Origin of the sequence: Caulobacter sp. BP25 (assembly GCF_002737755.1) — a bacterium.
Classification (GTDB): Bacteria; Pseudomonadota; Alphaproteobacteria; order Caulobacterales; family Caulobacteraceae; genus Caulobacter.
The window spans coordinates 590,160-613,243 of record NZ_PEGH01000018.1; the positions used below are offsets into that span (position 1 = coordinate 590,160).

A 23,084-nucleotide genomic window follows, 5' to 3' on the forward strand; every position below is an offset into this window, starting at 1 on the left:
ACGAGTCATGTCTCCTTCCAGATCGCCGGGTGACGGGAAAAGTTAGCGCGTTCAGCGCTCGCGACACCCCCTCGGCAGGCGCGCCCGGTCCGCCGGTCGTCGCGCCGCAAAGAGCAGGGCGGGGGCTCTACGGAAACCAGTGTCTCTGAAACGAACAGGGTTCGACCCGCCCAGAGACCAACAAGGCCGGATGCGCCAGCCTCAAGACTGACCCTCCGGACAGGTCCAGAAGAGAACATGAGAGATTTCAAGGGCATGAAGCGCCAGCGCGGCCGCAACAATCGTGGCGGCAACGGTGGCAAGCCTCAGCAGCACAACGCCAACCGCGCGTTCGACTCGAACGGTCCGGAAGGCGTGAAGGTGCGCGGCGCGGCCCAGAGCGTCTACGAGAAGTACCAGCAACTGGCCCGCGACGCCTCGTCGTCCGGCGACCGGGTGCTCGCGGAAAACTATCTCCAGCACGCCGAGCACTATTTCCGCGTCCTGCGGGCCATCCAGCCGAATCGTCCGGTGTCCGACATCGTCGGCAAGGACGTCTACGCCGCCTACGAGATCGACTTCGAGGCCGAGCCGCCGGAAGAGCCTGAAGTCAGCGAGGCCCCGGCCGAGCAGGCTCAGGGCGACGGCGCCGAGGGCGAGAGCGGCGAGCAACGCCGCGACCGCTTCGAAAGCCGCGACCGCGATCGCAACCGGGATCGCGACCGCAACCGCGACGACCGTCCCCGCGATGACCGCAGCCGCGATGGCGACGGCCGCCGTGACCGCTGGCGCGACCGCGACGACCGCGATCGCAACCGCGACGACCGCCCGCGCGATGATCGCCCGCGCGACGACCGTCCTCGTGATGATCGGCCCCGTGACGATCGCCCGCGCGATGACCGTCCTCGCGATGATCGCCCCCGTGATGATCGCCCCCGTGACGATCGTCCCCGTGAGGACCGCTTCCGCGATCGTGACGACCGCCCCCGTGAAGACCGTCCGGCCGCCGAGGGCGACCAGCCCCAGGCCGAGGGCGAGTTCCGCGAAGGCCGCCGTCGCCGCGACCGCAACCGCGATCGTGACTGGCAGCCGCGCGGCGAGCGCGACCCGATGGCCGTGATCGAGCCGGAAGCCTCGCCGCTGACCGCCGAGGCCCCCGCCAGCGAGGGTTCGCCCTTGTTGCGCGGCCAGGACGGCGCCGTCAGCCACGCTCCGGCCTTCCTCGGCCGCAAGACCGAACGCCCCGCCCCCGAGGCCGCGCCGGCCCCCGCGCCGGAAGCTTCGGCCGACGGCGAAGAGGTCAAGAAGCCCCGCCGCCGCCGCGCCCCGCGCAGCTTCGAGGCGGGCGAAGGCGCTCCGGCCGAGACCAGCGCCGACGAGGGCTGATCTTTCGACCAGACGTCAGGACGACATGCGAGGGAGCCGTGCAAGCGGCTCCCTTTTTCTTTGGAGAACGCCGCTGACGGCCACGTTTCGGTCCGAGTTTCGCCATCGACCTTGGCGCTAGTACCCCGACCGGGGGTTTAGGCGGGGGCGATCGTGCGGCGACGGCGGCTGCGATGGGGCGTGGCGCTTGCGTCTTTGGCGCTACATGCGCTGCTGGCGGCGCTGTTCATGCTGGAACCGAAGCCAGCGCCCGAGACCGCGCCGCCGCGACCCATGACCGTGTGGCTGGAGCCGCCTTTCGAAACGCTCTCGGCGCGGCGGCGGGAGAGGGCGCGCGGCCCCAGCCGATCGCGCGTCCAGGCGCCGTCCCCCGACACGGCCTCACCCGTTCCAGCGCCGTCGTCGATCGCGACAGACGCCGCGCCTTCCGCGCCCGTCTCCGGCTTGCGGGAGGGCGCTCCCGGAAGGCCGGCTCTGCTGGGGCTTGGCGGCTGTCCGGCCAGCGGGCTTGAGCGTCTGCCGCCGGAAGCCCGGGCCCGCTGCGAGGAGCGGCTGGCGGCCCTGGGCGAAAAGCCGCCGCCGCGCGTGAACTTCGACCTCACCGGTCGTTACGCCCGCGACGCCAGGCCCTATCTGACCCGGCCGCCCAAGAACGGCTGCAAGCCCGTGGCGGCGGTGAAGGATGAACCCATGGGCCAGACCAGCGCCACGATCGGCGTCGGCTGCGCGTGGTCATTTTGAACGCCAAGCTTGACCTGTTGCGCGCCTCACCTCGCCCGGTGATAACCTTCGTATCTCGTTTGAAACATTCGCCCCGAGCCCCATGGCCTTCCTTCGTCGCCTGACCCTGCCGCTGCTCCTCGCCGCCGCCTGCGCGCTGGGAGGCTGCGCCTATAATGCCGACCTCGGGCGCGACCAGCTGCTGATCGTCAATGACGACAACCTGGCCCGCGACGGTGAGAAGGCCTGGGCCGACACCTTGCGCACCGCCTACATCTCCAAAGAGCCGCGCAAGAACGAGCGGGTCCGGTTCGTCGGCCAGCGGGTGATCACCGCCGCGGGCCTGGCCGATCGGCCTTGGGACTATGCGGTGTTCCTGGACGAGGCCCCCAACGCCTTCGTGCTGCCCGGCGGCCATGTCGGGGTGACGGTGGGGCTTTTGGCGATGGTCGAGAACGACGACCAGCTGGCCGCCGTGATCGGCCACGAGGCCGGCCATGTCGTCGCCCGCCACGCCGCCGAGCGCGCCTCGCAGCAGACCACCACCAAGCTGCTGCTGGGCCTGGCTGGCGCGGCCGCCGGCGGCACCGAGTTTGGCAAGCTGATCAAGGACCACGGCGACGACGCGGCCAAGTACGGCGTGCTCTTGCCGTTCTCGCGCAAGCAGGAGCTGGAGGCCGACAAGCTGGGCGTCGATTTCATGCAGCGGGCCGGCTATCGCCCGCGCGAGGCGGTCAAGCTGTGGCGGAACATGCAGGCGATGGACCAGGCCCAGAACGCCAAGGGCGCCGAGGGTGATCTGGGCTCAACCCACCCCTCCGACGCGGTGCGGATCCAGGCGCTGGAACGATATCTGGCCAGCAAGGGCTGGTAGGGCCTTGTGTGGCTGAACGGCCACACCTAAATGCCCCCTAGAGCGCGTTAGGGTCGGGCCGCAAGGGCGACCCGCTCGAACGCGCTCTAAGTACTTAAAGATCGAGCCTGTTTGCTGGCCTCGGCCAGAAAACAGGCTTGGGGATGCGTTGTGCTTGATCAAGGCGACGCGTCCCGATCCGCCTATGAAGGGGACATCATGAACATCGACCTCTACTCTGATCGCGCCAAGCAGGCCGTTCAGTCGGCCCAGAGCCTGGCCCTCGCGCGCGGCCATCAGCAGTTCGCGCCCGAACACATCTTGAAGGTCCTGCTCGAGGAGAAGGACGGCCTTAGCCGCGCCCTGATCCAGAGCGCCGGCGGCCGCCCCGACCAGCTGGACGGCGGCGTCGAGACCCTGCTGGCCAAGACTCCCCGTGTCGACGGCGCCGGCGGCCAGCTCTACATGAAGCCCGACACCGCCCGCGTCTTCGCCGAAGCCGAGAAGGCCGCCAAGACGGCGGGGGACGCCTTCGTCACCACCGAGCGCCTGCTGATCGCCCTCGCCAAGGAAGGCGGCGACGCGGCCAAGCTGTTCAAGGAGGCCGGCGTCTCGGCCCAGAGCCTGGAGACCGCCGCAGGCGCCATCCGCAAGGGCCGCACCGCCGACAGCGCCAATGCCGAGGAGGGTTATGACGCCCTCAAGCGCTACGCCCGCGACCTGACCCAGGCCGCCCGCGACGGCAAGCTGGACCCCGTGATCGGCCGCGACGAGGAGATCCGCCGCACCATCCAGGTCCTGTCGCGCCGCACCAAGAACAACCCCGTCCTGATCGGCGAGCCGGGCGTGGGCAAGACCGCCATCGTCGAGGGCTTGGCCCTGCGCATCGTCAATGGCGACGTGCCCGAAAGCCTGAAGGACAAGAAGCTGCTCTCGCTGGACATGGGCAGCCTGATCGCCGGCGCGAAGTATCGCGGCGAGTTCGAGGAGCGCCTGAAGGCCGTTCTGGCCGAGACCACGGCGGCCGAGGGCTCGATCATCCTGTTCATCGACGAGATGCATACGCTGGTCGGGGCCGGGAAGAGCGACGGGGCGATGGACGCCTCCAACCTCTTGAAGCCGGCTCTGGCGCGCGGCGAGCTGCACTGCGTCGGCGCCACCACGCTGGACGAGTACCGCAAGCACGTCGAGAAGGACGCGGCCCTGGCCCGGCGCTTCCAGCCGGTGTTCGTCGGCGAGCCCACGGTCGAGGACACCATCTCGATCCTGCGCGGCCTGAAGGAGAAGTACGAGGTCCACCACGGGGTGCGCATCTCGGACTCGGCCATCGTCGCGGCCGCCACCCTGAGCAACCGCTACATCGCCGACCGCTTCCTGCCCGACAAGGCCATCGACCTGATGGACGAGGCCTCCAGCCGCGTGCGCATGCAGATCGACTCAAAGCCCGAGGAGCTGGACGAGATCGACCGGCGCCTGGTGCAGTTGAAGATCGAGCGCGAGGCGCTGTCGAAGGAAACCGACGCGGCCTCCCGGCAGCGCCTGGAAAACCTTGAAGTCGAAGTGGACGACCTGCAGTTTCGGTCGGACGAGATGACCGCCCGCTGGAAGGCCGAGAAGGACAAGGTCGGCGGCGCGGCGCAGGCCCGTGAGGCCCTCGACCGCCTGCGCGCGGACCTCGCCAACGCCCAGCGCGCCGGCGACTTCGCCCGCGCCGGCCAGATCCAGTACGGCGAGATCCCGGCCCTGGAAAAACGCCTGGCCGAGGCTGAAGAAGGCGACACCCAGGCCCTCACGCCCGAAGTCGTCGACGCCGAACAGATCGCCGCCGTGGTCAGCCGCTGGACCGGGGTTCCGGTCGAGAAGATGCTGGAAGGCGAGCGCGAGAAGCTGCTCAAGATGGAGGACGAGCTGCGCGGTCGCGTGGTCGGCCAGGACGAGGCGCTCGAAGCCGTCTCCGACGCCGTCCGCCGCGCCCGCGCGGGTCTGCAGGATCCGTCCAAGCCGATCGGCAGCTTCCTGTTCTTGGGCCCGACGGGCGTGGGCAAGACCGAGCTGACCAAGTCGCTAGCCGAGTTCCTGTTCGCCGACGAGGCGGCCATCACCCGGATGGACATGTCCGAGTACATGGAAAAGCACTCGGTCAGCCGCCTGATCGGCGCGCCTCCCGGCTATGTCGGCTACGACGAGGGCGGGGCGCTGACCGAAGCCGTGCGCCGGCGGCCGTACCAGGTGGTGCTGTTCGACGAGATCGAGAAGGCCCACCCCGACGTTTTCAACGTGCTGCTGCAGGTGCTGGACGACGGCCGCCTGACTGACGGCCAGGGCCGCACGGTCGACTTCCGCAACACGCTGATCATCATGACCAGCAACCTGGGCGCCGAGTTCCTGGCCAACCAGGAGGAGGGCGAAGACGTCGAAGCGGTTCGGCCGATGGTCATGAACATGGTGCGCGGCCACTTCCGCCCCGAGTTCCTGAACCGGATCGACGAGATCATCCTGTTCAAGCGCTTGTCGCGCCACAACATGGGCGACATCGTCCGCATCCAGCTGCAGCGGGTCGAAAAGCTGCTGACCGACCGCCGCATGGCCCTGTCGCTGGACGCCGAGGCCCTGAACTGGCTGGCCGACAAGGGCTACGACCCCGTCTACGGCGCGCGCCCCTTGAAGCGCGTGATCCAGAAGGAACTGGTCGACCCGATCGCCAAGAAGCTGCTGGCCGGCGAGATCGAAGACGGCGGCGTCATCGCCGTCGGGGTCGCCGATGGGCAGCTGTCGTTTGGAAAAGCGGTGCTGCAGTAATAAAAGTGAGCCCCTCTCCCCTTGCGGGAGAGGGTGGCCCGCGAAGCGGGTCGGGTGAGGGGGTGAAGAACCTATCCGCCACGACGGGCCTTTCCGCCTGTCGCGACGGTTTTCGTTCGCGCGACCCCTCATCCGTCGCCTTCAGCGACACCTTCTCCCTCAAGGGGAGAAGGGGGAGGCTTTTTCTCCGCCGCCCTTCGCGCTATCTCCCCCCATGGCCAAGACCACCAAGCTCACCACGGAATTCGACATCGAGGTCGACGGAGACCCCTATGTCTGGCGTCTGCATCGCCTGCCGCAGTGGTCGTACGACCCCTCCGAGCGCCACGGCAAGGTGATCGCCGCGCGCCACAAGGAAGGTCAGCGCGAGGCGATGATCGAGTTCCCGCCCGGCCCCAAGCCCAAGTTCAGCGCCCCGCCGCTGAAGCCCTCGCAGATCCCGGTCCGCGTCGTCGCCAAGGCCATCGCCTCGGCCATCGAGGCCGGCTGGGAGCCGCTGTCGCGCGGCAAGCCGGTGGTCATCTACGTGGACGAGGAGGGGGCGTAAGCGCCCCCGCGTCTCAGGGGCGCAGCAAGGCGTCCAGATAGGCCACGTGGTCGGCGAAGGCCTTGGCCCCCTTGGACGTCAGCAGGGCGCGGGTGCGGGGGCGATTGTTGGCGTAGTCCTTGATCAGCTCGATGTAACCGGCCTCGGCCAGGGTCTGTAGCTGGCGACCCAGATTGCCGTCCGTGGCCTGAGTGACCGAGCGCAGGCGCTTGAACTCCACGGCCTCTTCCGGCGTGGCGGCCAGGGTGGCCATGACCTTCAGGCGCAGGCTCTGATGGATGATCTCGTCCACCTATTGCCTCCACAGCCAAAGGCCCGTGCCGGCCAGCAGCCCGCCGCCGGCCAGGGCCAGGATCAGATCGAACGCGGGGCGCGCGCCGAACCAGGCCGCGAGCACGACCACAGCCAAGGCTAGGCCCAGCCAGGCGATCCGCGCGCCGGTCATCAGGCCGACGAAGACATAGGCGGCCGCCACGATCAGGGCGACGGCGGCGCTGGCCGCCTGCATGTCGGCGGGGCCTACCACGGCGAGAACGGCGACCAGCAGTCCGGCGAAGGTCGCGCCGCCCAGGGCGCTCTTGAGCTGGGGTCTTGGCCGGCCCGACCGTCGCGCCAGCAGGCCCCCGGCGATGCTGGCGGCGATCCCGACCAGCATCGCCGCCGACCCGATCACCGCCGCCTGCGCCGGCTGAAGGACCTTGGCCAGGTTGGTGACGATCCAAACGACGCCCCAGACGGCGATCACCGGTCCCGCCGCCGCATAGGCCTGAAAGGCCCGCGCGCGCTGCGTGGCGGTCTCGATATCCTTCCGGGCCTGCTCAGCATCGAGCTGCATCGCGCTTCTCCTGCCGCGCCCAGGGGGCGCGAGACGTCCTGACTTGAAGCCTGTCTAGCGGGTTTGGCTGAGTCACCCAAACCCCTCAGAAAGAGCGTCAAGACTTACCGCTTCAGGGCGCCGTCGAAGAAGCAGACCAGCTTGGGCCACATGTCGGTCCGGGCGAACCGGTTGCCCTCGGCTGTGCCGCCCACGGCCTCGTCGGCGCCCTTGTCCGACGCGCCCATCAGCGCGGGCATGCCGGCGGTGTGCCCGGCGTCGGGATAGGCCAGGTGCGTCACCCGATAGGCAAAGCCCTTGTCCTTCAGCCGCGCCACGACCGCGTCCGACATCGCCGAGGACGGCCACATGGCGTCGGCGCGACCGCTGATCAGCATCACCGGGCCGTGGATGCGCTCGACCGGGATCGCCGCCTGCGGATGGGCGCCGGCGGCCTTCAGACCGGTGTCGTAGAGGCCGTAGATGAAGGCCATGTAGTTGCTCGGATCAAAGCGCACGCCGGGGCCGTAGGGCAGGTAGTCGACCGGCTTGCCCGCCAGGGTCCAGCTGGACTTGGCCGCGCCGCCGGTGGTGCTGATGCCCTGCCAGACGAACGACGTGCCCACGCCCGCGGCCGCCGCCTTCAGCGCCGGATTGCGGCTGGCGACCAGCAGCGAGGCCTCGGCGCCCTTGGAGACGCCATAGACGCCGATCGTCTTGGGATCGACCGACGGCTGGGCCGCCAGCCAGGCCACGGCCCGGTCGAAATACTCCAGCGGCATTTCCTCGGCCGTCGCGGGCAGGCCCGGCGCGGCGAAATAGGACAGCGCCAGGACCGCATAGCCCTGCTCGGCGAAAGGCTTGGCCAGCTGGCGCACGCCGGCCGAGCCGCCCTCCGACCCGCCCAGGATCAGCAAGGCCGGATGCTTGCCCGGCGTGGTCGGTTGCAGGAACTGAGCGACCAGGCCCTGGTCGCCGACCTCTTGAGACGTGATGGCCGCCGGCGCGCGGGGCGCGCAGTCGGGGGCCGCCGAAGCCGAGCCGGACCACAGCAGCAAGGCCGCGATCGCCGAGGCCGTGAAAGTGAAAGTACGCATCAATCCCTCCTGATTTAGAATACTCTACCAAATAGAGTTCTCTCGCATCAGTGTCAACCGCCGTTCTTTGGGGTGGGTGAAGGGGCGAGGGCGCGAGACCGCGGCCCGCCGCTGTCGCGCGGCAAGCCGGTGGTGATCTATGTCGACGAGGAGGGGGCGTAAGCGCCAGCTGTCACTTCGGCGTTGGTCGCCAGCTTGACTGGCCAGCCCCCTCGCCGAAGCGCATCTCGATCACCTGGCCGCTTGCGTCCAGCGTAGCCTCGCCCAGCGAGCCGTCGGAGGCGAAGCGGAAGCGGGAAGGGCTCTCGGCCAGCAGCTTGTCGCTGGACATGCCGCCTGGAGGTTCCACCACCAGAGCGTCGCCTTCGCGACGGATCGCGAGCGTCGTCTCGGGGCGGCCGACCAGAGCGTAGCGGCCGACATAGCGCTCCAGCACGGCCGGAGGCAGGGTGATCGCGCCCTTGGGGCGGGCTCTGGGCGTCGCGCCCGCCCGCGCCGCCGCGTCGCCCAGGAAGGTCCAGGCGTCGTCGCGGCGCCAGGCCTGGTCGAAGACGCCCGAGGCGATCCAGCCGCGATCGGGCGCCCGGCCTCGCGCCTGGACCGGCCGGCGGCCGTCGCCGATCCACCAGTCGAAGGGCTGGCCGATGGTGTCGCTCATGGCGGTGATCAGCGAGAACGGCTCCCAGGCCAGCAGGCCGTCGGCGCCGTTGGCCGCTATGGTCAGCACATAGCGATCGGCCGCGAGAGGACTGGGCCGCAGCATCACCGCATAGGCCTCCTTGGCCTCGAACCGGCGGCCGTCGATCGTGATCGTGTCGGACGCCACGGTCAGCGGCAGGTCGCGCCGCAGCCGCGCGGCGACGGCGTTGGCGTCGGGGCCGCCCAGCAGGATCAGCGACAGGTTTTTCTCCTGCTCGGCCGTCAGGGCCTTGTCATCGACGATCCGAGGCTGGCCGCCGCCATAGATCCCGCGCCACAGCCCCGCCAGCTGGTCGGCCTTGCTCCTGAGCAGGGCGCGGGCGTTGGGATCCTTGGACGTCGTGCCGACCACGATGACGAACGGCGTCGACAGGATGTCGAACACCCCGCCGGGCAGGGCGGGCGTCTTCAGGCGCGGCCCCTTCGGCGCGTCCGGCGCGGCCAGGACGAAGCGGCCGTTCGCGTCGGGCGCGGCCTGCAGGGCGCGGCCGTTCCAGACGACCTTCAGCGGCGCGCCGGGCGTCAGCAGCACGGCCGGCGGCGTCAGGGCCAGGCGCGCGACGTTGCGGGTGTCCAGGCGCAGCACGCCCGGCTGGACCATCGCCGCGTCGGCCTCGATCAGCGACAGTGGAGCCAGCGCGCCATCGACCGCCAACCAGTGGGCGCGGGCCGCGCGCAGGTCGGCAGCGCGCAGCCGGACCTCGCTGGGGCCTCGGCCAGGCGGTGCTGCAGGAACCAGCCGACGACCAGGTCCTCCCAGCCCTCCAGCGCCTCGTGGACGCGGCCGGGATACTCGCGATAGCGGACGTCGTAGCCCCAGCGCTGCAGCATGGCGACCGCGTGGCGGGCCTGGCGCGGATCGGCGGCGGCGTCTTGGTCGCCTTGCAGCACGAAGACCGGCGTGTTGTTCAGCGCCTCCAGCCCGACGAAGTCGCTCTCGATCTCGCGGGTCCAGCGCTCCATCGGGCGGTCGGCGGCGGGATCGTCGCGACCAAACTGGGGATCCAGGCGCAGATCGGCCCCGCCGAACACCGGCGCCAGGGCCGCGAAGACGCCCGCGTGGCGGCTGCCGATCAGCCAGGTCCCTTTGCCGCCCATCGAGCCGCCGGTCAGATAGGTGCGCGTCGGGTCCACGTTCAGCCGCGCCCGCGCCGCCGCAAGGCAGTTCAGCACGTCCCGCTCGCCGGGACCCATATAGCCGTTGGTGCCGCGCCCGTGCGGCTCGATCCAGATCACGGGCCAGCGTTCCGACGCCGCGCCATGGCGGGCGTCGACGCTCCAGTAGCGGATATAGGGCGGCTGAGCCCCGTTGGCGCCGTGCAGGTTCAGCACCGTCGGCCACGGGCGAGCCGGATCATAGTCGGCCGGCAGGTTGGCCCGGCAGAACTGGGTGGAGCCGTCCAGCGGATCGACCCAGGCCAGGCGCGTAAAGCCCAGCGGGCGGATCGCGGCCTGGGGGCCAAGGCGCATTTCGGCCGCCTCCATCAGGGCCGAATGGACCGAGGCGTAGGCGTCCTTCAGTCGCGAGAGGTCGGGGCCCGCGCGATCCTTCACCAGGTCGGCCAGCATCCGCCAGTGGCCGGCCTCGGCGTCAGCGCCCGTCGCCGCGGCGGCCTGGTCCAGCAGGGCCTTGGCGGCGGGCGCCATGTCGCCCTTGTACCAGGGGCTGAAGGCCCGGAGAGGACGGCCGGCGGCGCTGGTCCCCCGCACCTCGACCTCATAGGGGCCGTCGGGCCAGTCGGCGGTCGGCAGGGCGGCGATCGCTCCGCGCCCAGCCTCGATGCGGCCCATCTCGCGCCCGCCCGGCGCTGTGACCAAGACCGTGACGGTCCCCGGAGCGGGGGCGGCGTCGGTGCGCACCTGCAGCTGGTCGCCGTCGGTCCAGACGCCGGGTTGCAGCCGCAGGTCGGGCAGGGGTTGAGCAGGCAAGAGGATGCGCGCGGTCAGGACCGTGGCCCCCGAACCCCGCTCGGCCCGCAGCAGCACCACATTGTTTCCGGCGTTCAGCGAAACGGGAACGCGCACGGTGTCATACAGACCCGAGGGGCGCTCGGGCAGGGCGACCGGCGCGCCGTTCACCCAGGCCGCCAGAGGCCCGCCCGCGCCCAGGGACAGCTCGGCCGGTCCTTCGGCGTCGCGCCGCACCAGGGCCAGAGCGTACAGCCAGCGGCCTTCCGCTCCGGACGCCGTCAGGTCCACGGGGTCATCCCAGGCGGTGACAGGTTTCCAGAGGTTGGTCGAGCGCAGGCCGGCCTCGTCGGCGGGGCGCTGGGCCGCGCCCATCACCATCCAGGACCGAAGGTAGCGGGCCTCGCCCGGCGTCCACAGGGCGCGCTCGGCGTCGCGCGCGGCCTGGGCTTTCCCTGCGGGAGCGGTTGGCGGCGGCGTCTGGGCCAAGGCCGCGTTCGCCATCAAGATCAGCGCGGCCATCGACGCCGTAAGCTGGAAACCCTTCACGTCTCACGCCTCCCCCAGGTTGGGTGTAGCGGTAACACGGTTATCTCGGGTTGCGCAGCGGGCGATACGCTCATCGGCTGCCCAGGTGGAGCCAAGACCCGTCCGCATCGTCGACAAGGCCATCGAGGCCGGGTGCGAGCGCCGCCGTATTGCTTTTGTTTTCGGTAGTGTTAGTATCAAAAACAACCATTGAGGGTGTTGCGTGCGGCCGGGGGGCTTTGGCATGAGCGATCAATCGGCGGTCCAGGCATTGGAAAAGGAATTTGCTGACGTCCTGAAACGGGCGCGCGAACTCGCCGCGAAGCTCAGTCCCATCACGCCGGCCATGGTCGCCGCCGCGCCGACCTGGCGCGCGGCCTATTCGGACCGCACCTGCGCGCTGATGGCCTCGCTGTGCGGCGTCGCCTACGACAATTTCGAGGATCAGACGGGCGCGGCCCTCGACCTGATGAGGGTCCGTCTGCGCAGCGGCGGCTTCGAACTGGTTGAGGTCTACGACACGCCGATCGGCAGCCAGGCCTATCTGGCGACCAGCGACCAGATGACGGTCCTGGTTTTCCGGGGCACGGAAGACCGCAAGGACTGGGCGGTGAATCTGGAAGCGGGGCTGACGCCTCTGAACACCTCCGTGGACGCGGTGCGGGTCCACACGGGGTTCCTGGAGGCTTTCCAGAAGATCGAGCCGGCGATCCGGCGGGATCTGGCCGATCCCAAGAAGGTTCCGGCCGACAAGGGCCTCTACATCACCGGCCATTCGCTGGGCGGCGCTCTGGCTCAGATCGCCTCGGCCGCGTTTGAGCGCGACACCCTGGCGGCCTGCTACACCTTCGGCTCGCCGCGCGTGGGCCAGAAGCGGTTCGACACCGAGGTGAAGTGCCCGCACTACCGGCTGGTCAACGAGAAGGACGTCGTCGCGTCTGTGCCGCCGCCTTGGCTCGGCTTCTCGCATGGCGGCGACGTGCGCTACTTGAGCAAGGCGGGCGAGCTTAGGCACGATCGCCCGCCCGCCTCGCTGCTTCTGCGCTTTTTTGGGTTCGGGCTCTGGTGGCTCTTCACGCGTAAGTTCCCGCTGATCGACGACCACATGATCGGTGTCTATCGCCAGAAGCTGGTCGCCGCCGCAAAGTTGCGCGCCCCCCGGCTGGACTGATCCGGCTTAGGGGCCATCGACATTCGAAGCAGGGATCAATTTCCGCCTTCCTGGGCACAAGGCCCAGGAAGGCGGGTTCTTGGCTTCAAAGCCGGGCTTGAATGTCGATTGGCCCCAGGACGCTCGCCTCAGCGCCGCTTCAGCTTTCGCAACGCGTTTTGCATCGCCACGGCCTGGGCGGCGGGGGGCTTGCCGGTTTCGGCGGCCTCCTTGCGCGCGGCGGCCGCCAGGATCGGCGCGGTGGCCGCGTCCAGGCGGTCGAACGCCTCGTGGATGAAGCCGGGCAGGTTGGCGGGCTTGGGCTGGGGCGGATCCAGCGCCAGAACCTTGCGGGCCATGCCGGCGATGTGGCCGGCCAGCCGCGACTGGTCGCGGGCCTTGGCGATGACGGCCGGGTCGTCGGTTCCCTCGGCCAGGGCCCAGGCCGCGTCCAGCGCGTCCATCAGCTTGCGTTGCAGGGCGTCGCACCAGCGACGGGCGGCGGTGGGGTTTTGGGCGGTGCTCATGACTTCAAATCATGAGGGCGCCGGGAACACCGTGCGTAAGAAACCTGCGTTTTTGTCTAAGGGGCTGTGGCGTAACGGAAACGGTCGTTTCTAGGCGGGGATAGGTATGGGTGTTCAAAATCCCCGACCTCCCCGGCGAATGCCGGGGCCCAGATTCATCTCGGGCGTTTGGGGTGGGCTCGCCTTCGGCTTTTCGAGTTCTCAGACCATCGAGGGCTCGATCTGGGCCCCGGCATTCGCCGGGGAGGTTGGGATTATTATGACGCCCTGTGGATAACTTTTCCGCCTAAGCTCCAAGCCCCGCCTTCACAACCGCCCGCGCGACCTCCGCGTGAACGGTGTTGCGGGCGCCCTCGTCGCCGCCCCGGTCGTGGAACACCGCCAGCAGGATCGGCCCCCGCCCCGGCGGCCAGGTGATGGCGACGTCGTTGGTGGTGTCCTTGCCGTTGTTGCCTGTCTTGTCGCCGCCGCCGGTCTCTCGCCGCCGCCGATCCGGGGGGCGGTGTTCGACAGTTCCTGGGTGATGGTCGAGGCGGCGATCCAGGGTCTTGGCGTAGCGCTGGCGCCGCCCAATATGTTCACGCGAGACCTGGCCCAAGGAAGCCTGGTCCGCCCCTTCGACATCGAGGTCGGGGCGGGTCGCTACTGGCTGACCTGGCTGAAATCCAAGGCCCCGAACCCCGCCTTGAAGGCCTTGCTGGCGTGGCTTTCTATGTCGCAAACGGAATAATTTTCATCGGAACCAAACCCTGCCGTTCGGGTTCGCGCGCGGTAGTAATGTGCTTGAAAATCAATGCTCAAGCTTGACCCGGAAGCGCCAGAATCGCGCCCATCTTTGGCCAAGTTCGGCTGTCCGTTTTGACGATGCGAGCGTTGCAGGACGCCGCGTCAGTACGGACGAGAAACCAATGATAGCAAGCTCCAAGACCATCATGGTCGCCGCCGCCCTGGTGATGGGCGGCCTTACGGTCAGCGGCTGCGCGACCAAGAAGTACGTCAACACCCAGGTCGGGGCGGTCAACGAGCGGGTCAGCGCTCACGACACCCAGATCGGCGAGCTGGACAAGACGTCCAAGGACGCCCTGGACCGCGCCATCGCCGCCGGCAAGCTGGCGGAGGGCAAGTTCCAGTACGCCCTGGTGCTCAGCGACGACTCCGTGAAGTTCCCGGTCAACGCCGCCACCCTGTCGCCGGAAGCCGAGCAACGCCTGTCGGAGTTCACTGAGAAGCTGAAGGCCGACAACAAGAACGTCTACCTGGAGATCCAGGGCCACACCGACAATTCGGGCTCGAAGGCATACAACGACGAGCTCGGCGAAAAGCGCGCCGAGACGGTGCGCAAGTTCCTCAGCCAGCACGGTGTCGCCCTGAACCGGATGGCGACGATCTCCTACGGCCAGGACGCTCCGGTCGCCCCGAACGAGACGCGCGAAGGCCGAGCCCAGAACCGCCGCGTCGTCGTGATGGTGCTCTCGTAGAGCGTGGCAGCCGAAAGTGTGAGCGGTTTGGGCGCCCGCCACGCTCTACACTTTGAAGAACGAGCCTGTTTATCCAATTCGGATCGCGATCCGAATTGGACAGGCTCTCTAGTTTTCCCGCGTTCCGGATCGGCGCTTCGGTCGGCATCAAGCCGGAGAGCCGGTCCTGGGCGGACTCGCCGGCGCGGGAGTGAGCGCCGCGCCGGCGAGGATTCGTCCTTCGGTCAGCCCGCCGTGTAGCGCGCCGCCGGAACACGCCGCGACAGGTTCGGCCCCAGCTTGCCGCGCGCGGCCTGGAAAGCGTTCCAGTCGTCCTGATCGGGCAGCGACGGGATGGTGACGAGCTCGCCCTGGTCGAAGCCGGCGAGCGCCGCGTCGACCATGGCGTCGACGTCCATGACCATTTCCGGGTCGAATGCGCCGACGTCGATGCCCGCGCGCTCCCAGATCTCGGTGCGGGTGGCGCCGGGCAGCACAGCCTGCACGCGCACGCCCGTCGGAAGTTCCTGGCGCAGGCCCTGGGTCAGGAAGAGCACGAAGGCCTTGGTCGCCCCGTAGACCGTCGAGCGCATCTCCGGCAGAAGGCCGACCACCGAGCTCAGGTTTATGATGGTTCCATGGTCGCGCGGCGCGAAGGACGAGGCTGCGGCCTGGGCGAGACGAGTGACAGCCGTGACGTTCAGCTGGATCAGGCGCTCGATCGCATCGCGATCGCTGGCCACGAAGCCTTGACCGTCAGCCGCGCCGGCGTTGTTGACCAGAACCTCTATCGCCGGATCAGAAGCCAGGCGTTCTTCCAGTTTTACGAGGTCGGCCTTGTTGGTCAGGTCGGCCTTGATCACCTCAACCTTCACGCCGGTTTCGGCCCGCAGGCGCTCGGCTACGGTGTTCAGGCGCGCCTCGTCGCGGGCGACCAGGATCAGGTCATGGCCGCGCTTGGCCAGACGGTCGGCATAGACCGCGCCGATGCCGGTCGAGGCGCCGGTGATCAGGGCCGCGCCTTTGGGGTTGCTGTCGCTCATGGTTCTCTAAAGTCCCTTGCCGAGGCCCCAGCGGTCCGGCTTGAACTCCTAGCTATGAGGTAACTTGCATTTCGCAAGTAAGTGGCCAGATATTTCGTCATGAGCAAATCTGAACGCGCCCCCACCCAATGTCCGGTCGCTCGCACGCTGGAGCGGGTCGGCGATGCGTGGACCTTCCTGATCCTGCGTGACGCGGGCCAGGGACTGACCCGCTTCGACCAGTTCGAGAAGAGCCTGGGCGTGGCGCCCAATATCCTGACCAAGCGGCTGGCGGCGCTGGTCGAGAACGGCCTTCTGGAAAAGCGCGCCTACAGCACGCGGCCGCCGCGCTACGAGTATGTGCTGACGGACCTGGGGCGAGACTTCGGCGGCGTGCTGACGGCGATGCTGGCCTTCGGCAACCGCCACTTCGCGGTCGAGGGGATCGCTGGCCAACTCGTGGACCGCCAGACAGGCCAGGCGGCCGAACCGATTCTGGTCGACCGGATCAGCGGCAAGCCGATCACGTCCGAGGGCTTCACCTACGCTCCCGGACCGGCGGCGGGGGCGGAGGTGTTGGAACGCATGGCGTTCATGGCTGGGCGGGCTCAATAGTTCTTCCGATCTCCCCGGCGAAGGCCGGGGCCCAGATCGAACCCACGGAAGCAGGAAAGCTCGCTCAGCCGCTGGCGCGATATCCCAAACCGATCCGGATGAATCTGGGCCCCGGCCTTCGCCGGGGAGGTCGGGTTTCGGGGTTGTCTGTTGAGTGTCGGACCGGCAACGTTCGCGCCTGTCTTCCGGAGTCGCCATGCGCCTGTCTCTCGTCCTTGCCGCCGGCCTGATGGCGGCCGGCGTCGCCCACGCCGAAACGCCGGCTCCCCAAGCCCCTTCTGGTGACCAGCCGCTACTGCGCTCGCTCGCCGCCGACGTCGACGCCAAGGCGCTGGAGAGCACCATCCGCTCGCTGGTCGGTTTCGGCACCCGCCACACCCTGTCGGACACCACCTCGCCGACGCGCGGCATCGGCGCGGCCCGCCGCTGGACCAAGGCTCGCTTCGAGGCGATCTCCAAGGACTGTGGCGGCTGTCTGACCGTCGAGACGCCGTCCCAGGTGGTCACCGGCCGGCGCATCCCCAAGCCGACCGAGGTGATGAACGTCCTGGCGATCCAGAAGGGCGCCACCGATCCTGGTCGGGTCATCATCATCGCCGGCCATATCGACAGCCGCGTCTCCGACGTCATGGACTTCACCAGCGACGCCCCGGGCGCCAATGACGACGCCTCGGGCGTGGCGGCGGTGATCGAGGCCGCGCGTGTGCTGTCCAAGCACAGGTTCCCGGCCACCCTGGTCTATGCGGTTCTCTCGGGCGAGGAGCAGGGCCTGTACGGCGGCAAGATCCTGGCCGACTACGCTCGCGTCAACGGCTGGAAGGTCGTGGCCGACCTCAACAACGACATCGTCGGCAACAGCCGCGGCCAGAGCGGGTTGATGAACAACACGCAGGTCCGGGTCTTCTCCGAAGGCACCAAGGCGGTCGAGACGCCGGAGCAGGCCAATAGCCGCCGCTACAACGGCGGCGAGGTCGACAGTCCCTCGCGCAACCTGGCCCGCTATCTGGACGGCCTGGCCGACAAGTACCTGACCAACTTCGACGTGGTGATGGTCTATCGCACCGACCGCTACGGCCGGGGCGGGGATCAGGTGCCGATGCTGGAGGCCGGCTATCCGGCCGTCCGGGTCACCGAGGCGGTCGAGAACTATGACCGCCAGCACCAGGACCTGCGCACCGAGAAGGGCAGGGTCTATGGCGACACCATTGAGGGCGTGGACTTTGCCTATCTGGCCCAGGTCACCCGCCTGAACACGGTCGCCATGGCCAGCCTGGCCTCGGCCCCGCCGCCGCCGGCGGGCGTCAAGATCGAGGGAGCGGTCAGCGCCGACACCAAGGTCTCGTGGACCCCGACCCCCGGCGCGGCCGGTCACCGCGTCTGGTGGCGCGTGACCACCGACCCGCAATGGCGCCTGAACCGCTGGGTTCCGGAAGGGGCCACGGCGACCCTGAAGGACGTGGTCATCGACGACTACTTCTTCGGCGTCTCGTCGGTCAGCCCCGATGGTTGGGAAAGCCCGGTGGTGTTCCCCGGCGCAGCGGGGAGTTTCGAGAGCCCGCCGCCGGCGGGGGCGGCCAAGCCTTAGCGGATAGGCGAAACGACAAAGCTGTGGATCGTCGGGCGAGGTTTCGCCCGGCGACAAAATTTCGCCCCAGCCGGCCTTGGATACAGCAGGCTCCTCGAATTAAGCGGCTTGCGGAGCGGGCATGAGAGCGTTTGGCGTGGCTTTGGGTCTGGCGGTCGCGGTCGTCGTCTCCGGATGTTCGGCGCGTTCCGACGCCGAGCCGGCCAAGCCCCAAGCCTCGACCGAAGGCGCGCCCTATGCGCTGAAGGACACGCAGGTCTGGACCGTGCCCGATCCGGTCTCCGGGCGTCAGTACGAGGTCTTTGTCGCCCTTCCCCCCAACTATGAGAGCCAGCCGCAACGGCGCTATCCGGTGCTCTATGTCACGGACGCCGACTATGCCTTTCCCGTCATTCGTCAGCTGACGCGGCGGATGAACCTGGACGGTCCGGTGATCGAGGATTTCATCCTGGTCGGCCTATCCTATTCGCGAGGCGACAATGGCAAGGTTAGCCGCAACCGAGACTACACCCCCACCTCCAGCGGCAAGACGGGCTATGGCGGCGGGCCGGCCTATCAGACCTATCTGAAGACCCAGGCGCTGCCGTTCATCGACGCGCGCTTCCGGACCGATCCCAAGCGGCAGGCGATCCTGGGCCATTCCTACGGCGGCCTGCTGGGCGCCCAGATTCTCTTCACCGAGCCTGGCCTGTTCCACACCTACATCCTGGGCAGTCCGTCCTTCTGGTTCGACGATGGACGCATGATGCGGATGGAAGCCGACTACGCGCGCACGCACCGCGACCTGCCGGCCGACGTGTTCATGTATGTCGGCGGCTACGAGACCCCGGGGACCCACCCGCGCAACAATCGGGAAACCGACCTGGTGGGGGATATGCGGGCCATGGAGCGAAACCTTCGGTCGCGGGGGTATCCGGGGCTGCGCGTTCAGTCGATCGCGCTCGAGGACGAGGATCACCTGACCGTCGCCCCCGTGGGCTTCACGCGCGCGCTGCGGGCTGTCCTGCCGGCGAAGCCCTGAGATCGGGCTCTAGCCAATCAGGTCCGGGTCGTTTCGCTTCAGCCAAGCCGCCGCCGGACTAGGCCGTCCGACGATGGCCCTTGCGTAAGGCCTGGGGCGTCATGCCCGTCTGGGCCTTGAAGGCGCGGTTGAACGGGCCGATCGAGCCGAAGCCGCAGTCGTAGGACAGGGTCAGGATCGGCAGGTGGTCGCACGCGGGGTCGCTCAGCCGTCGCTTGGCCTCCTCGATCCGGAAGTAGTTGGTCATCTGGCTGAAGTTGGGAAAGCCCAGCGGTCCGGTCACGCACTGGGTGATCTTGTACTCGGGCTCGCCCAGCCGGCGCGCGAGGTCGGCCACGCGCAGGTTGGGCTGGGCGTAGAGCGCCTCGTCGGCCATCAGTCGCCGGATCGCCTGGGCCAGGTCCTCGGCGTTGGCGGGAAGAGGGGCTTGGCGCGCGGCGCGGGCCGGCTCCAGCGGGTGGCGGCGGCGATAGGCGATGGCCGCGCCCATGCCGACCAGCGCCGCTAGCGCGCAGACCGGCTTTATCGCGGGAGTCCAGGGAGCCGGCGGCGCGCCGTTCGCCCAGAGCACGGCCACGACCAGCAACGCACCGTAGCCTGTGGTGAAGGCGAGGCGAAAACGCCGCTCGGAGCGCGGGGTGCGGGGTGACAGACCCTTCAAGGGCTCCAGAGTGGCCATCACCAGCATGGCCGAACTGATCAGTCCGCCCAGGTTGAGGGCCATCCGCGACAACGGCGTCGCCAGATCGACCGACGCCCTCAGGGCCGCGCCGATCGCAACGAGGGTCAGGACCAGGATCAGCGGCCAAACGGCGCGCTGTGATCGGGGCGGCTGGAACAGTGCGCGGACCAGGAGCCATGACCAGCCGCAGGTGGCGTCACCCGCGATCGCCATGAGGTCGGAGGCGGGACCTAGTCGCTGCCCCAGCAGGCGCGCGAGGCAGAACGCGGTGATCGCCGCCGCGAACAGTCCGCCATAGAGGTAGGTCTCGGGCCAGCGGCGGCCGGGGCGCCCCATCGCTGTCTGGACCTCAACGCGCATACGCGGCTGCTCCTCGGGTGCTGGCCCTGACGCTTCTTGGAACAATCCATAGCCGATTTCCAAATCGGCGAGACCATTTGTCGGATTTCGCTCACGCGCCAAGCCAACGGCAAGTCCGCAGAGGAGCGATGTGCGCATGACGACGATGGATAGTCCAAACCCTGCGACCCCGAGCCGGGTCCCGCCCGGGCTGGCCGCCGACCAGATGCTGCGGCGCGCGGCCAAGGCCTGGTTCTGTGTTGCCGCGATCGGTCAGGCGGCCTTCATCTGGATGATCATCGCCCACTACGGCCGCAAGACCCTGGCCGGCGATCTGGCGGGCTGGAACGACAAGCCGATCATCAAGGGCTATGTCGCGGGCGACGGCCTGGGCAACGCTCTGTTCGCCGTTCACGTCCTGTTGGCGGTCGTTGTGACTCTCGGCGGGCTGATGCAGCTGGTTCCCGCGATCCGAGCCAAGGCGCCGGCGCTGCATCGCTGGACCGGACGGGTGTTTTTTGTCACGGCGTTCGCCATGGCGCTGGGCGGACTTTGGCTGACCTGGGGGCGGCCGACCTATCTGTCTCTAGCCTCGGCGATCCTGGTGTCGCTGAACGGTGTCCTGATCCTGCTGTTCGCCGCCCAGGCCTGGCGAATGGCGGCGGCGCGGCGGCTGGACGCGCACCGGCGCTGGGCGCTGCGGGCCTATCTGGCGGTCAACGGCGTCTGGTTCCTGCGGGTGGCGCTGATGGTCTGGGCGCCGCTGACTCGAGGCTGGGGCATGGACCGCAAACTCTCGGGGCCGGCGGACATCGCGCTGCAGCTCTGCGCCTATGTTTTGCCTCTGGTCGTGCTGGAGGCCTATCTCCGCGCACAAGCCGGGGCGAGCCCGCGCCTGAAGCGCGCCGTCGCCGTCCTGCTGACGGTGTCGACGGTCCTCACGGCGATGGGCGTGGCCGGGGCGGTCGCCTTCTTGTGGGGGCCCTACATGCTGTGACGGCTCTAGCCGATCAGGTCCGGATCGTTCCGTTTCAGCCAAGCCGCCGCGTAGGAGCAGATCGGGGTGATCCGCATGCCATCGGCGCGGGCGACCTCGGCGACCTTTGTCATCAGGCGGCCGGCGGCGCCCTGGCCGCGCAGGGCCGGGTCGGCCTCGACGTGCGGGATCACCAGCCGCTGCCCCGCGCGCTGGTAGTCGGCGAAGGCCACCAGGCCGTCGACTTCCAGCTCGTAGCGGGACAGTTCGGGGTTGTGGCGGAAGGTGTCGGTCATGGGCTTTCCAACGTTTGATCCTCCCCCGCGTTGCGGGGGAGGTGGCCCAGCGGGCCGGAGGGGGCCAGCGCCGCTCATGCAGCATTAGCCCCCTCAGTCGCTCCGCGACAGCTCCCCCGCATCGCGGGGGAGCATCTCGTTTGCCTTAAACCAGCTCCACCGCCATCGCCGTGGCCTCGCCGCCGCCGATGCACAGGCTCGCCAGCCCCTTCTTGCCGCCGCGCGCCTGCAGAGCCGCGATCAGGGTGCAGAGGACGCGCGCGCCCGAGGCGCCGATCGGGTGGCCCAGGGCGCAGGCGCCGCCGTTGACGTTGAGCTTGTCGTCGGGGATGCCCAGCTCCTGCTGGGCGATCATGGCCACGACCGCGAAGGCCTCGTTGACCTCGAACAGGTCGACGTCCTCGATGCTCCAGCCGGCCTTCTTCAGCGCCTTCTTCATGGCCGGGACCGGGGCGGTGGTGAAGAGGCCAGGCTCGTGGGCGTGGGCGGCGTGGGCGGCGACGCGGGCGATGATCGGTAGGCCCAGCGCCTTGGCGACGCTCTGCCGGGTCATGACCAGGGCCGCTGCGCCGTCGCTGATCGAGGAGCTGTTGGCCGCCGTGATCCCGCCGTCGCGGGCGAAGGCCGGCTTGAGGGTCGGGATCTTGGCCGGATCGGCCTTCAGCGGCTGCTCGTCCGTGTCGACCACCTCGGTCCCCTTGCGGGTGACGACGCTGACGGGCGTGATCTCGGCCTTGAAGGCGCCGGTCTGGATGGCTGTCTTGGCCTTGGAGAGGCCCTTGGTCGCGTAGGCGTCCATCGCCTCGCGGGTGAACTGGTACTGGGCGGCGGTCTCCTCGGCGAAGGCGCCCATCAGCTTGCCGGGGGTGTAGGCGTCTTCTAGGCCGTCCAGGTACATGGAGTCCCAGATCTGGTCGTGGCCGATCCGGGCGCCGGCGCGATGCTTGGCCATCAGGTAGGGCGCGCCCGTCATGCTCTCCATGCCGCCGGCCACCACCAGGTCGACCGAGCCAGCGGCCAGGGCGTCGTGGGCCATGATCGCCGCCTGCATGCCGCTGCCGCACATCTTGTTGACCGTGGTCGCCTCGACCGAAAGGGGAAGCCCCGCGCCCAGCGCCGCCTGGCGGGCCGGCGCCTGGCCAAGCCCGGCCGGCAGCACGCAGCCCATGATGATCTGCTCGACCTTGTCGCCAGAGACGCCTGCGCGTTCGATCGCGGCCTTCACAGCGGTCGCGCCCAACTCGGTCGCCTTCACCCCGCCCAGCGCGCCCTGGAAGCCGCCCATCGGCGTGCGGGCGTATGAGACGATGACGACGGGATCGGCGGCGGACATGAATTTCTCCCTACAAGGCTTTTGAGGCGAGATAGGTCCTCATCGCCGTATCTCGCGCAAGGGGTTTGCGAGATCGTGATGGGAAAGGGGCGAGCGGCGGTGGTGGACGCCAAGGCCGCTCGCCAGTCAGCAAATGAACCGAGAGAGTCAATTGCGAATAAAAACCTATGACAGTTCATCTTCAAACGCAACGCTCTTGCTTTCCCTCGCGGAACGCCGCACCCTCGCGTCATGGGCCGTACCGCTGACTACACCAACGAGCGCTGCTCGGTCGCCGCCACCCTCGAGGTCGTGGGCGATCCATGGACCTTGCTGATCCTGCGCGACGCCTTCGCGGGGGTGAAGCGCTTCGAGCAGTGGCAGGAGCGGCTGGGCGTCGCCCGCAACGTTCTGGCCGCGCGGCTCAAAAGCCTGGTCGGTCACGGCGTCATGGAGACCCGCCGCTATTCCGAACGCCCGCCGCGCCACGAATACTGGCTGACCGAGAAGGGCCTGGCCCTGTCGCCCGTTCTGCTGACCATGGCCGAGTGGGGCGACCGCCACGTCTATGGCCGCGATAACTCGCCGGTGCTATTCCGCCACAAGACCTGCGGCTGCGCCTTCCACCCCGTGCTGGCCTGCGAGGCCTGCGGCGAGGTCGTCGACCGCCGCGACCTGGAGCGCGCGCCCCGCCAGGCCCAGAGCCTGACCGTCGGCGAGGCGCTGGAAGCGGCGAACATGGCGGCGGAGTAGGGCTCCGAGAGGCTCCGCG

The 23,084-nt window shown here is 68.9% G+C and carries 24 protein-coding genes and 2 pseudogenes; 14 read left to right on the forward strand and 12 right to left on the reverse strand.

Going from position 1 to position 23,084, the window contains the following annotated elements; genetic code table 11:
• Positions 1 to 29: 29 nt before the first annotated feature.
• The 5 genes and pseudogenes from CSW59_RS21925 (at position 30) to clpB (ending at position 5,737) form a co-directional block, all read left to right on the forward strand.
• A pseudogene (locus tag CSW59_RS21925) lies at positions 30 to 241 on the forward strand (hypothetical protein).
• Entirely contained in the window at positions 238 to 1,365 is a 1,128-nt protein-coding gene (locus CSW59_RS16735; RefSeq protein ID WP_099445097.1) for a DUF4167 domain-containing protein, read from the forward strand. The pseudogene CSW59_RS21925 and the gene CSW59_RS16735 overlap by 4 nt, the downstream one beginning before the upstream one ends.
• Positions 1,366 to 1,545: 180 nt before the next feature.
• Entirely contained in the window at positions 1,546 to 2,106 is a 561-nt protein-coding gene (locus tag CSW59_RS16740) for a hypothetical protein (protein WP_143755008.1), read from the forward strand.
• Positions 2,107 to 2,188: 82 nt separating this feature from the next.
• The gene (locus CSW59_RS16745; protein WP_099445099.1) at positions 2,189 to 2,959 is read left to right on the forward strand and encodes a M48 family metallopeptidase; all 771 of its coding nucleotides are present in this window, start codon (positions 2,189 to 2,191) and stop codon (positions 2,957 to 2,959) included.
• Positions 2,960 to 3,157: 198 nt separating this feature from the next.
• Positions 3,158 to 5,737: an ATP-dependent chaperone ClpB gene (gene clpB, locus CSW59_RS16750; protein WP_099445285.1), complete on the forward strand. Its 2,580-nt coding sequence runs from the start codon at positions 3,158 to 3,160 to the stop codon at positions 5,735 to 5,737.
• On the opposite strand, the pseudogene CSW59_RS21930 reads toward clpB, so the two are convergent.
• Positions 5,736 to 5,900: pseudogene (locus CSW59_RS21930) on the reverse strand (hypothetical protein); the annotation flags it as partial. The gene clpB and the pseudogene CSW59_RS21930 sit on opposite strands and share 2 nt — an antisense overlap.
• Before the next feature lie 51 nt (positions 5,901 to 5,951).
• On the opposite strand from CSW59_RS21930, the gene CSW59_RS16760 reads away from it, so the two are divergent.
• Positions 5,952 to 6,284, forward strand: a complete 333-nt coding sequence (locus CSW59_RS16760; RefSeq protein ID WP_099445101.1) for a hypothetical protein — start codon at positions 5,952 to 5,954, stop codon at positions 6,282 to 6,284.
• 13 nt (positions 6,285 to 6,297) lie between these two features.
• Here CSW59_RS16760 and CSW59_RS16765 read toward each other — a convergent pair whose 3' ends face one another.
• The 5 genes from CSW59_RS16765 to CSW59_RS16785 form a co-directional block, all read right to left on the reverse strand.
• Positions 6,298 to 6,576 (reverse strand): transcriptional regulator, encoded by a 279-nt coding sequence (locus tag CSW59_RS16765; RefSeq protein ID WP_099445102.1) that lies wholly within the window; start codon positions 6,574 to 6,576, stop codon positions 6,298 to 6,300.
• Entirely contained in the window at positions 6,577 to 7,119 is a 543-nt protein-coding gene (locus tag CSW59_RS16770) for a hypothetical protein (protein WP_099445103.1), read from the reverse strand. It abuts the gene before it with no gap.
• Positions 7,120 to 7,223: 104 nt separating this feature from the next.
• Positions 7,224 to 8,195, reverse strand: a complete 972-nt coding sequence (locus CSW59_RS16775) for an acyl-CoA thioester hydrolase/BAAT C-terminal domain-containing protein (protein WP_099445104.1) — start codon at positions 8,193 to 8,195, stop codon at positions 7,224 to 7,226.
• A gap of 172 nt (positions 8,196 to 8,367) precedes the next feature.
• Entirely contained in the window at positions 8,368 to 9,549 is a 1,182-nt protein-coding gene (locus tag CSW59_RS16780; protein WP_099445105.1) for a hypothetical protein, read from the reverse strand.
• A complete protein-coding gene (locus CSW59_RS16785; protein WP_099445106.1) occupies positions 9,513 to 11,351 on the reverse strand; it encodes a prolyl oligopeptidase family serine peptidase in 1,839 nt (612 codons plus the stop codon). The genes CSW59_RS16780 and CSW59_RS16785 overlap by 37 nt, the downstream gene beginning before the upstream one ends.
• Before the next feature lie 223 nt (positions 11,352 to 11,574).
• Here CSW59_RS16785 and CSW59_RS16790 point away from each other — a divergent pair, with 223 nt between their 5' ends.
• The gene (locus tag CSW59_RS16790) at positions 11,575 to 12,501 is read left to right on the forward strand and encodes a lipase family protein (protein WP_099445107.1); all 927 of its coding nucleotides are present in this window, start codon (positions 11,575 to 11,577) and stop codon (positions 12,499 to 12,501) included.
• 128 nt (positions 12,502 to 12,629) lie between these two features.
• On the opposite strand, the gene CSW59_RS16795 is transcribed toward CSW59_RS16790, so the two are convergent.
• Together CSW59_RS16795 and CSW59_RS21485 are read right to left on the reverse strand one after the other, a co-directional pair.
• Entirely contained in the window at positions 12,630 to 13,007 is a 378-nt protein-coding gene (locus tag CSW59_RS16795) for a hypothetical protein (RefSeq protein ID WP_099445108.1), read from the reverse strand.
• 286 nt (positions 13,008 to 13,293) lie between these two features.
• Positions 13,294 to 13,605 (reverse strand): hypothetical protein, encoded by a 312-nt coding sequence (locus CSW59_RS21485; RefSeq protein WP_236632259.1) that lies wholly within the window; start codon positions 13,603 to 13,605, stop codon positions 13,294 to 13,296.
• Between CSW59_RS21485 and CSW59_RS16805 the strand changes: the two genes are divergently transcribed.
• Complete coding sequence (locus CSW59_RS16805) at positions 13,531 to 13,737, forward strand: LysR substrate-binding domain-containing protein (protein WP_304441819.1); 207 nt, start codon at positions 13,531 to 13,533, stop codon at positions 13,735 to 13,737. The two genes, CSW59_RS21485 and CSW59_RS16805, sit on opposite strands and share 75 nt — an antisense overlap.
• A 178-nt stretch (positions 13,738 to 13,915) precedes the next feature.
• Complete coding sequence (locus tag CSW59_RS16810; RefSeq protein ID WP_201722829.1) at positions 13,916 to 14,485, forward strand: OmpA family protein; 570 nt, start codon at positions 13,916 to 13,918, stop codon at positions 14,483 to 14,485.
• A 224-nt stretch (positions 14,486 to 14,709) separates the two neighbouring features.
• On the opposite strand, the gene CSW59_RS16815 is transcribed toward CSW59_RS16810, so the two are convergent.
• Positions 14,710 to 15,507 carry an SDR family oxidoreductase gene (locus CSW59_RS16815; RefSeq protein WP_099445109.1) on the reverse strand — a complete coding sequence of 266 codons (798 nt, stop codon included), beginning with the start codon at positions 15,505 to 15,507 and terminating at the stop codon, positions 14,710 to 14,712.
• A 99-nt stretch (positions 15,508 to 15,606) separates the two neighbouring features.
• Here CSW59_RS16815 and CSW59_RS16820 point away from each other — a divergent pair, with 99 nt between their 5' ends.
• The 3 genes from CSW59_RS16820 (at position 15,607) to CSW59_RS16830 (ending at position 18,707) form a co-directional block, all read left to right on the forward strand.
• Positions 15,607 to 16,101, forward strand: coding sequence for a helix-turn-helix domain-containing protein (locus CSW59_RS16820; protein ID WP_099445110.1), 495 nt, complete (start codon positions 15,607 to 15,609; stop codon positions 16,099 to 16,101).
• A gap of 196 nt (positions 16,102 to 16,297) precedes the next feature.
• Complete coding sequence (locus tag CSW59_RS16825) at positions 16,298 to 17,686, forward strand: M28 family peptidase (protein WP_099445111.1); 1,389 nt, start codon at positions 16,298 to 16,300, stop codon at positions 17,684 to 17,686.
• A gap of 121 nt (positions 17,687 to 17,807) precedes the next feature.
• The gene (locus tag CSW59_RS16830; RefSeq protein ID WP_099445112.1) at positions 17,808 to 18,707 is read left to right on the forward strand and encodes an alpha/beta hydrolase; all 900 of its coding nucleotides are present in this window, start codon (positions 17,808 to 17,810) and stop codon (positions 18,705 to 18,707) included.
• A gap of 58 nt (positions 18,708 to 18,765) precedes the next feature.
• Here CSW59_RS16830 and CSW59_RS16835 read toward each other — a convergent pair whose 3' ends face one another.
• Complete coding sequence (locus tag CSW59_RS16835) at positions 18,766 to 19,749, reverse strand: AraC family transcriptional regulator (protein ID WP_099445113.1); 984 nt, start codon at positions 19,747 to 19,749, stop codon at positions 18,766 to 18,768.
• Positions 19,750 to 19,885: 136 nt separating this feature from the next.
• Here CSW59_RS16835 and CSW59_RS16840 point away from each other — a divergent pair, with 136 nt between their 5' ends.
• On the forward strand, positions 19,886 to 20,725 hold the full coding sequence (locus tag CSW59_RS16840; RefSeq protein WP_099445114.1) for a DUF2306 domain-containing protein: 840 nt from the start codon (positions 19,886 to 19,888) through the stop codon (positions 20,723 to 20,725).
• A gap of 5 nt (positions 20,726 to 20,730) precedes the next feature.
• Here the strand turns inward: CSW59_RS16840 and CSW59_RS16845 are convergent, their stop codons facing one another.
• Positions 20,731 to 21,000, reverse strand: coding sequence for a GNAT family N-acetyltransferase (locus tag CSW59_RS16845; RefSeq protein ID WP_099445115.1), 270 nt, complete (start codon positions 20,998 to 21,000; stop codon positions 20,731 to 20,733).
• Positions 21,001 to 21,145: 145 nt separating this feature from the next.
• Positions 21,146 to 22,333: an acetyl-CoA C-acyltransferase gene (locus tag CSW59_RS16850; RefSeq protein ID WP_099445116.1), complete on the reverse strand. Its 1,188-nt coding sequence runs from the start codon at positions 22,331 to 22,333 to the stop codon at positions 21,146 to 21,148.
• A gap of 231 nt (positions 22,334 to 22,564) precedes the next feature.
• Between CSW59_RS16850 and CSW59_RS16855 the strand changes: the two genes are divergently transcribed.
• Positions 22,565 to 23,065 (forward strand): helix-turn-helix domain-containing protein, encoded by a 501-nt coding sequence (locus tag CSW59_RS16855; RefSeq protein WP_099445117.1) that lies wholly within the window; start codon positions 22,565 to 22,567, stop codon positions 23,063 to 23,065.
• Positions 23,066 to 23,084: the final 19 nt, after the last annotated feature.